Origin of the sequence: Mammaliicoccus sp. K-M42 (genome assembly GCF_022386375.1) — a bacterium.
Taxonomy (GTDB): Bacteria; Bacillota; Bacilli; order Staphylococcales; family Staphylococcaceae; genus Mammaliicoccus; species Mammaliicoccus fleurettii.
The window spans coordinates 88,421-96,242 of sequence record NZ_JAJNIS010000007.1 but is presented as its reverse complement, the minus strand read 5'-3'; the positions used below and the strand labels follow the sequence as shown (position 1 = coordinate 96,242).

Annotated in this window: 9 protein-coding genes and 2 tRNA genes; all 11 read right to left on the bottom strand. The window is 31.9% G+C overall.

The genetic code is table 11. The features are described from left to right. Nucleotides 1-159: 159 nt before the first annotated feature. Nucleotides 160-233 (bottom strand) — tRNA-Gly (locus tag LQ668_RS06275). Between the two features lie 25 nt (nucleotides 234-258). Next, nucleotides 259-344, bottom strand: a tRNA-Leu gene (locus LQ668_RS06270). 267 nt (nucleotides 345-611) lie between these two features. Beyond that, nucleotides 612-1,058, bottom strand: a complete 447-nt coding sequence (locus tag LQ668_RS06265; RefSeq protein WP_078357977.1) for a SprT family protein — start codon at nucleotides 1,056-1,058, stop codon at nucleotides 612-614. Next, nucleotides 1,048-3,201 carry a Tex family protein gene (locus tag LQ668_RS06260; protein ID WP_107509040.1) on the bottom strand — a complete coding sequence of 718 codons (2,154 nt, stop codon included), beginning with the start codon at nucleotides 3,199-3,201 and terminating at the stop codon, nucleotides 1,048-1,050. The genes LQ668_RS06265 and LQ668_RS06260 overlap by 11 nt, the downstream gene beginning before the upstream one ends. A 139-nt stretch (nucleotides 3,202-3,340) precedes the next feature. After that, a complete protein-coding gene (gene sigB, locus LQ668_RS06255) occupies nucleotides 3,341-4,111 on the bottom strand; it encodes an RNA polymerase sigma factor SigB (RefSeq protein WP_115337239.1) in 771 nt (256 codons plus the stop codon). Next, nucleotides 4,086-4,562, bottom strand: a complete 477-nt coding sequence (gene rsbW / locus LQ668_RS06250; protein ID WP_078358053.1) for an anti-sigma B factor RsbW — start codon at nucleotides 4,560-4,562, stop codon at nucleotides 4,086-4,088. Before rsbW ends, sigB begins: the two co-directional genes overlap by 26 nt. Before the next feature lie 4 nt (nucleotides 4,563-4,566). Then, complete coding sequence (locus tag LQ668_RS06245) at nucleotides 4,567-4,890, bottom strand: anti-sigma factor antagonist (protein WP_078357980.1); 324 nt, start codon at nucleotides 4,888-4,890, stop codon at nucleotides 4,567-4,569. Between the two features lie 74 nt (nucleotides 4,891-4,964). Continuing rightward, nucleotides 4,965-5,969: a SpoIIE family protein phosphatase gene (locus LQ668_RS06240; protein WP_078357981.1), complete on the bottom strand. Its 1,005-nt coding sequence runs from the start codon at nucleotides 5,967-5,969 to the stop codon at nucleotides 4,965-4,967. 71 nt (nucleotides 5,970-6,040) lie between these two features. Then, entirely contained in the window at nucleotides 6,041-6,412 is a 372-nt protein-coding gene (locus LQ668_RS06235) for a type II toxin-antitoxin system PemK/MazF family toxin (protein ID WP_078357982.1), read from the bottom strand. Further along, a complete protein-coding gene (gene mazE / locus LQ668_RS06230; protein ID WP_048540868.1) occupies nucleotides 6,413-6,580 on the bottom strand; it encodes a type II toxin-antitoxin system antitoxin MazE in 168 nt (55 codons plus the stop codon). Nucleotides 6,581-6,665: 85 nt separating this feature from the next. Next, on the bottom strand, nucleotides 6,666-7,814 hold the full coding sequence (alr, locus tag LQ668_RS06225; RefSeq protein WP_107509038.1) for an alanine racemase: 1,149 nt from the start codon (nucleotides 7,812-7,814) through the stop codon (nucleotides 6,666-6,668). Between the last annotated feature and the right edge of the window lie 8 nt (nucleotides 7,815-7,822).

The window sequence follows — 7,822 nt, the reverse complement described above, 5'->3', positions numbered from 1 at the left end:
CTGAGCCAGGATCAAACTCTCCATAATAGAAGTAAGCTTGATTAGCTCATTTTTGATTGGTTAAGCCAATCACTCTTTGAAGTACTATAAGCACTCAATTATTGGAATTAACGTTGACATATTGTCATTCAGTTTTCAATGTTCATTTTATAAAAAATCTGGAGCGGGTGATCGGAATCGAACCGACAACATCAGCTTGGAAGGCTGAGGTTTTACCACTAAACTACACCCGCTTAGTTATATTATTAAATTGATGAATGGTGCGGCCGAGAGGATTTGAACCTCCACGGGATTACTCCCACTAGGCCCTCAACCTAGCGCGTCTGCCATTCCGCCACGACCGCGCATGGTTTGCAGTTCTTAAATCAATATGTTGTTCAAGTGACTGTCATTAATTATATTACGTTGAGTTTACAAAGTCAATACAAACACTCAACTTTTTAATGTAATTTTACATTGCTTACAAACTCTTAAAACTTTGTTTCGTTTTGTTTAAGCAACGTGTATTATCATACGACGTTTCATCCATTTCGTCAATAACTTTTCTTCACTTTTTTACAAAAAAAGTACTACACCTCAAATTATTAGTGTAGTACTTTCCTTATTATTATTTATGACATTTTTCTTAACTTTCCACCACAGCGTCCACACCTGTATTTTACTGTGTTGACCTTTCTAATACGCTTAAACTCTAATTTACAATTCGAACATTTATATAAATAATTGGCTCTTTCATCATAACTTTTAACTGCTTTACAAAATCTAGGAGCTCCAACATCTTTGCTCAATTCCCTAAAATCATCATCTCTATGTTTATAGCCTTTACCTTCTATATGTAAATGGTAATGACAAAGTTCATGTTTAATGATGTCTTTCAAAGCCTTTATACCATAAAATTCATATTGTTCTGGATTGATTTCGATATTATGACTATTAAGTAAATAACGTCCTCCAGTTGTTCTAAGTCTTTTATTAAAAGTGGCTTTATGATCAAAAGGTTTATTAAAGGATTCTAATGAGATGTTTGATACTAGTTCCTGTAATTTATTATCGTCCATTAGGATCAATCATAGTTAATGAAACTTTTTGTCTTTCTTGATTAACATCTAGTACCCATACATCTACAATATCACCAACACTCACTATATTCATTGGGTGTTTAACATAACCTTTAGATAATTTAGAAATATGAACTAAACCATCTTGCTTTACGCCGATATCTACAAAAGCACCAAAGTCTACAACATTTCTAACTGTTCCACTTAATGCCATGTTTGGTTTCAAGTCTTCCATAGAAAGTACGTCTGATTTTAATATTGGTGTTTCAAATTCATCTCTTGGATCTCTTAAAGGTGCTATAAGTGACGCAATTATATCTTCTAATGTTGGAATACCAATATTAAGCGTTTCACTTGTCTGATTTAAATCTATTTTACTTAATTCATCTTTTAATGCGTCTGTTCCAATATCTTCTTTGCTTAGACCAACATGGTTTATTAATTGATAAGCAGCATTATAACTTTCTGGGTGAATAGCTGTTTTATCGAGTGGTTCTGTTCCATCTAATATTCTTAAGAAACCAATACTTTGTTCAAATGTCTTGTTTCCTAATCTCGGAACTTTAGCAATTTCAGAATGATGTGAGATTGCACCTTTTTCTTCTCTAAATTTTATAATATTATTTGCAACAGTGTTACTTAAGCCTGAAACATAACTTAGCAATGATGGAGAGGCTGTATTAACATCAACTCCTACTTGGTTCACTGCAGTTTCTACAACGAATTTTAAAGTCTCACTTAATGATTTTTGATTAACATCATGTTGATATTGACCTACACCGATTGATTTAGGATCAATTTTTACTAGCTCACTTAAAGGATCCTGTACCCGTCTACCTATTGAAACCGCACTTCTTTCTTCTACTTTAAAATCTGGAAATTCAGCTCTTGCAATATCTGACGCCGAATATACAGAAGCCCCAGCTTCATTAACAATAACAAACTGACAAGCTAGTTGATGTTTTTTTATCATTTCAGCTACGAATTGTTCTGATTCTCTACTAGCAGTTCCGTTTCCGATTGCTACAAGTTCTATATTGTGTTTATTGATCAATTCGACAAATACTTTTTCAGCTTGTTCCATTTTTGAAACTGGTGGATGAGGATAAATAACATTTTTATCAACAAATGAACCATATTCATTTATTACTGCTAATTTACATCCTGTTCTATATGCTGGATCTAGACCTAATATTTTCTTACCTTTTAACGGAGCTTGTAATAACAGGTTTTTTAAATTCTCTGAGAAAATCTCGATTGCATGATTTTCAGCTTTTTGAGTTAGTTCGCTTCTAATTTCTCTTTCAATTGATGGAAGGATTAATCTTTTCAAACTATCTTCAATTGCTTCAGTAATAATTTCAACGTGTTTATGATTATTTTTAATGTATTGAGATACTAAATATCTTTTTAATGTTTCATGATCAATTTCAAAAGCTACTTTTAAAACACCTTCAGATTCACCACGATTTATAGCTAACACTCTATGAGGCACTATTTTTTTTAGTGGTTCTTCGTATGCATAATACATTTCAAAGACATTTTTTTCATCTTCAGCTTTCTTTTTCTTTTCAGTAACCAGTTTACCTTGTTTCTCGATATTATTTAAAATATATTTTCGATATTTAGGTTCATCTGATATGATTTCAGCAATAATATCTTGCGCACCTTTTATAGCATCTTCAGTAGTTTCAACTTCCTCAGTTAAATATTTAGATGCTACATTTGATAAAAGTTCTTCTGAGTTACCTTCAATTATCCAATTCGCTAATGGTTCAAGACCTTTACGTTTAGCTTCTGTTGCCCTTGTTTTTTTCTTTTTCTTAAATGGGCGATATAAGTCTTCAATTCTTTGTAACTTAGTTTGATTAAGGATGTCATTTTTCAAATCATCAGTAAGTAAACCTTGCTCATCTATTAATCGAATAACTTCTTCTTTTCTTTTATGTAAGTTAACTGCATAAGTATATTCATTTTCAATAAGTTTGATTTCTACTTCATCTAATCCACCAGTTAACTCTTTTCTATATCTTGCAATAAAAGGCACTGTATTTTTATCTTCTAGCAATTCAAGTACAGTTTTAATTTGTTTTTCTGTAAAGGGATGATTATTTTTTATAATGTCTATTAATTCTTGATTCATAATTGCCTCCTAAAAATGATTATATTCTATTTTAACATAAATCTAATAAATGCTTTATCTTGTGTAAGTCTTCTTTCACAGCCTTTTAATAAATAAAAAAGAACACCTTAAATCGCGTTATATCGATTAAGGTGCTCTCCTATTTCATTGCTGCTTCTTTTAATTTTTTTATTGCTGTTCTTTGTAGTCTAGAAACGTGCATCTGGCTGAGACCGATTTTTTCACCAGTTTCTTTTTGACTCAAGCCCGTAATAAAGGTGTATTGGATAATTTCTCTTTCTCTTTCGGTTAAGATTGGAAGGATTTTTTCTAATATCATCCTTTTTTCTGTTAAGTCATAACCATCTTCAGATTCGCCCATTATATCTAATAAAGTAACAGTCGAACCGTCTTTATCCGCTTCAATTGAATGGTCAACACTTAACGCGTTATAGCTTTGTCCCATTTCCATTGCTTCTAATACATCTTCTTCTGTTACTTCTATCCTATTAGCAATTTCTATGATTTTAGGTGATCTTCCTAATTCATTCGTCAGTTCTTCATTAGCTTTTTTTATTTTAGGACCGATTTCTTTAATACGCCTCGGCACATGTACACTCCATGTTTTATCTCTTAAATACCTTTTGATTTCACCAATTACTGTTGGTACTAAAAAAGCTTCAAACTTTCTCTTGAAAGATACATCAAACCTTTTAATAGCTCCTAATAAGCCTACCATACCAACTTGCACTAAATCTTCATGGTGAGCTTGTCCTTTAGAATATTTATATGCTAGAGACTCTACTAATTTTTGATAATGTAACACAAGTTTTTCTTGCGCTTCACTATTATCGTTTTCTTGGTAATCAGCAATCCACGCGTTAATATCTTTTGGAGAAACGTCTTTATAAGCTTTGGACTCTTCCGTCATTTGTTTGCACCTGCTCTTTAGATAAATACTTTGTCATACTTATTGTAACACCAGCATCTTTTTGAACGCTTACTTCGTCCATCAATGATTCAATAAGAAATAGTCCTAAACCACCTTGTCTCAAGAAATTAATATTATCGCTTTCTTGATAAGGTCCAAGTACTTTTTTAGCTTCTTCATAATTAAAGCTTTTTCCTGAATCAGATACAATGATTTCTATTTTATCTTCGAACACAAGATATCCTATTAGTATTTCACCTTCAACTTTATCACTATACGCGTGTTTAACAGCATTTGTTACTGCTTCAGATACAGCGATTTTTGAATCTTCAATATCTTCGTATGAAGCGCCAGCTCGATTGAATACGCCTGACAAAGTTAATCTGACCAAACCTACGTATTCTGGAGCAGCAGGAAATCTCATCTCTATATAATCATAGTTAGATGTCATCATCTTATACCTCCGTTCCTTTGTTGACATGCATTAATTCTTTAAGACCCGTAATATCAAATAATCTCTCAATTCTTTCTGATACACCAAGCACATATAGTGACTTATCGTGTTCATTGAGTGATTTTAATGTGCCAACAAATAAACCTAAGCCAGTAGAATCCATATAACTTACGTTTTCCAAGTTAACATGTATATCGTGTGTTCCTTTTTGTCTAATTGGTTGTAAAACTTCTTGTAGTTCAGGCGCAGTATAAACATCTAGTTCTCCGCCAACCTTTATTTCATAGTAGTTTTCATGCTCAGTAGTTTCAATGTTAAGATTCATTCCTTGATACACCCCTAAATATATTAGACTTTCATCATTTATGTTTACCCGATTAAATATTTTTTAATCTTGCATTATTTAACACGCTTTACAATTAATATCGTTAAATCATCTCTCTTATTAGGATTTTGAAGTTTAACGAGTTCTTCATATAGAATTTGCACTATATCTTGTGGATGAAGTTGTTTATACTCATTGATCATTTTAAGTAAATCATTTGTTTTAACAAACTCATTTTGTTGATTTCTCAACTCTGTTACACCATCAGTAAATACGATAATCATATCTTGTAGTTCTATTTTTATTTCACTTTGTTTATATCTAGTATGTTTATGAACACCAAGTACGATACCACGTTCTGTCATTTCTTCAAATTCACCAGTTTGACTTCTATATATATAACCTGGTTCATGACCTGCTGAACTATAATAGAGCATATTATTTATTTCTTCATATAGACCATAGAACATCGTTACAAACATGTTTTGATTGACGTTCTTTTCCACAACACGGTTTAAACGTTTAAGTCCATCACTCGGAAGTTGAGAATGTCCATAAGAATCCATTCCAAATTTAATCATACTCATAGCTAATGCTGCAGGAATACCTTTACCTATTACATCTGCTACAGCAAAGCTCATCGTACCATCGTTATGATCAATTAAATTAAAATAATCTCCACTTACTTTTTGTGCAGGCACAGAAATAGCCCCTATTTGTATACTATCAAATTGAGGTATTTGTGGTTTAAGCATAGTTTGTTGCAAACTTGAAGCAACTTCCATTTCTTTGTCATGTATTTTTATTTTATTTAATAATTTTTTATAGTCACGATATGTAAAACCATAGCCTATCATTACTTCTAAAAGAACATCAAATGAACTCATGATTTGTGACTTACTTAAACTTTGTTCTTTTTCTATGATCTCAATATGTAGTTGTACAATTTCTTCTGGTGAAACATTATCTTCAATAGCTTCTGTCGAATAAGTTTGACAAGCGGATAAAATTTCATCATTACTAGTCTTAACATAATCGACTAATAATTTTTGATACTGTTGCTTCTTCTGTTCTGACACAAAGTCACCTCGTTTCAAATAGACTAAAAAAGCTTTAGGCTAATCCTAAAGCGGAGAATGTTTTAAATTCATTATGTATTACCTAATGCATCAAATCTTTGTTGCAAAGTAAGGTTGAGGCTGATGGCTATAGCTGTATCAACCTCTTTCATCTTTGCATCAGATAAATATGTTAGTTTTTCTTTTAATCGTTTCTTATCAATAGTTCTGATTTGTTCAAGCAAAATAACTGAATCTCTATCTAGTTTATATTTCGCTGCTTCAATTTCTACATGTGTAGGTATTTTAGCTTTATTTATCTTACCAGTAATTGCTGCTACAATGACAGTCGGACTATATCTGTTACCCGTATCATTCTGGATAATTACGACTGGTCTTGTTCCCCCTTGTTCAGAACCAGTAACTGGTGAAAGATCTGCGAGATATACATCTCCTCTTCTCATTTATTCACCTTGTTGAGATGCTAAGTGCGATTCATTTGAATCACAAGCTTCACATTCACTATAGTAAGCTTCAGATGCAAGGGAGAGATTTAAGTCAGCCATAGAACGATATCCTTCTTTCAGTGTTTGTTCTAAACTTTGAGTACGATTTTGAGTTAAAGATGTCATAACAAATACCTCCAGATAAATTAAGTATGAATTTATGTTGATTAAGTTATTAATATCATAACAAATGTAACTCTATTTGACTATGCTATTTCAGTAATTCATTTGTAACTTCTTCATTTTCACCATCATGATAAATACGTGGTAACCTCTTTTTTAAGTTACAAAGTACTTCATAATTAATCGTTTCTAACGCATCAGCAATCCTTTCAGCAGATTGTTCTGAATCAACATGATTATCCATTAAAATAACTTTATCGCCTGTTTTTATGTCATCAGGAATTTTAATCATTGTTTGATCCATACATACTCTACCAATTACGGGGCAGTTTACACCATTTACATTAACATAAGTATTTTGCATTTTTCTTAAATATCCATCAGCATATCCAATTGGAAGTGTAGCTACTTTAATGCGTTCTTCAGCAGTATAAGTAGTGCCATAACTCACTGTATCTCCAGGTTCAAGATATTTAGTTTGAACAATTTCAGTTACTAATTGAGCTGCTGGTTTTAATTTTAAGTTTGAAATTTCTTGAATATATTTAGATGGATAATAACCATATAAAGAAATGCCAAATCTTACTGCTGTACAGATAGATGCATCATACCTAAGAGCACCTGCTGAATTTTGTGAATGAATATATTCTGGTGTTTTTGAAGATTGTACAAATTCTTCAAATAAGTCATATTGATTTTTCGAAAAATCATTTGGCTCATCTGCAGAAGCAAAATGTGTATAAACACCTTCAAATATTAATCGTTCATGTTGTTCTATTTTGTTGATAGCAGATTGGTAACTTTCAATATCTCTCAATCCAATTCTGCCCATACCTGTGTCTACTTTTATGTGCATCCATAACGGTTTATCAGCGTTATCATCGAGTGATTCAATTGCTTTATCTAACCATTCTTCAGTTGGAACAGTTAAGGCAACTCTATGTTGTACTGCTTTATTAATATCTTTTGTATTAATCACACCTAGTACTAATATTTTCGCTTTTATACCGTGCATTCTTAACTCAATAGCTTCATCTAAAGTAGCAACTGCAAAGAAATCGACACCTTCATTCATTAAATAAGATGCAATCGGCACACTACCTAAACCGTAACCATTTGCTTTAACGACTGCCATAATTTTCTTATTTGGATGTAATCTACCTACAGCTTGATAATTTTCTAGTATTGCCTTTAAATCAACATTGATATAAGTTGGCCTATAATATTTTTCGGACAACAGCAAGG

What these genes read in the sequence shown, in the direction of transcription:
- LQ668_RS06265 (WP_078357977.1), bottom strand. Translation starts at nt 1,058, where the DNA reads ATGGACGATAATAAATTACAGGAACTAGTATCAAACATCTCATTAGAA.
- LQ668_RS06260 (WP_107509040.1), bottom strand. Translation starts at nt 3,201, where the DNA reads ATGAATCAAGAATTAATAGACATTATAAAAAATAATCATCCCTTTACA.
- sigB (WP_115337239.1), bottom strand. Translation starts at nt 4,111, where the DNA reads ATGACGGAAGAGTCCAAAGCTTATAAAGACGTTTCTCCAAAAGATATT.
- rsbW (WP_078358053.1), bottom strand. Translation starts at nt 4,562, where the DNA reads ATGACATCTAACTATGATTATATAGAGATGAGATTTCCTGCTGCTCCA.
- LQ668_RS06245 (WP_078357980.1), bottom strand. Translation starts at nt 4,890, where the DNA reads ATGAATCTTAACATTGAAACTACTGAGCATGAAAACTACTATGAAATA.
- LQ668_RS06235 (WP_078357982.1), bottom strand. Translation starts at nt 6,412, where the DNA reads ATGAGAAGAGGAGATGTATATCTCGCAGATCTTTCACCAGTTACTGGT.
- mazE (WP_048540868.1), bottom strand. Translation starts at nt 6,580, where the DNA reads ATGACATCTTTAACTCAAAATCGTACTCAAAGTTTAGAACAAACACTG.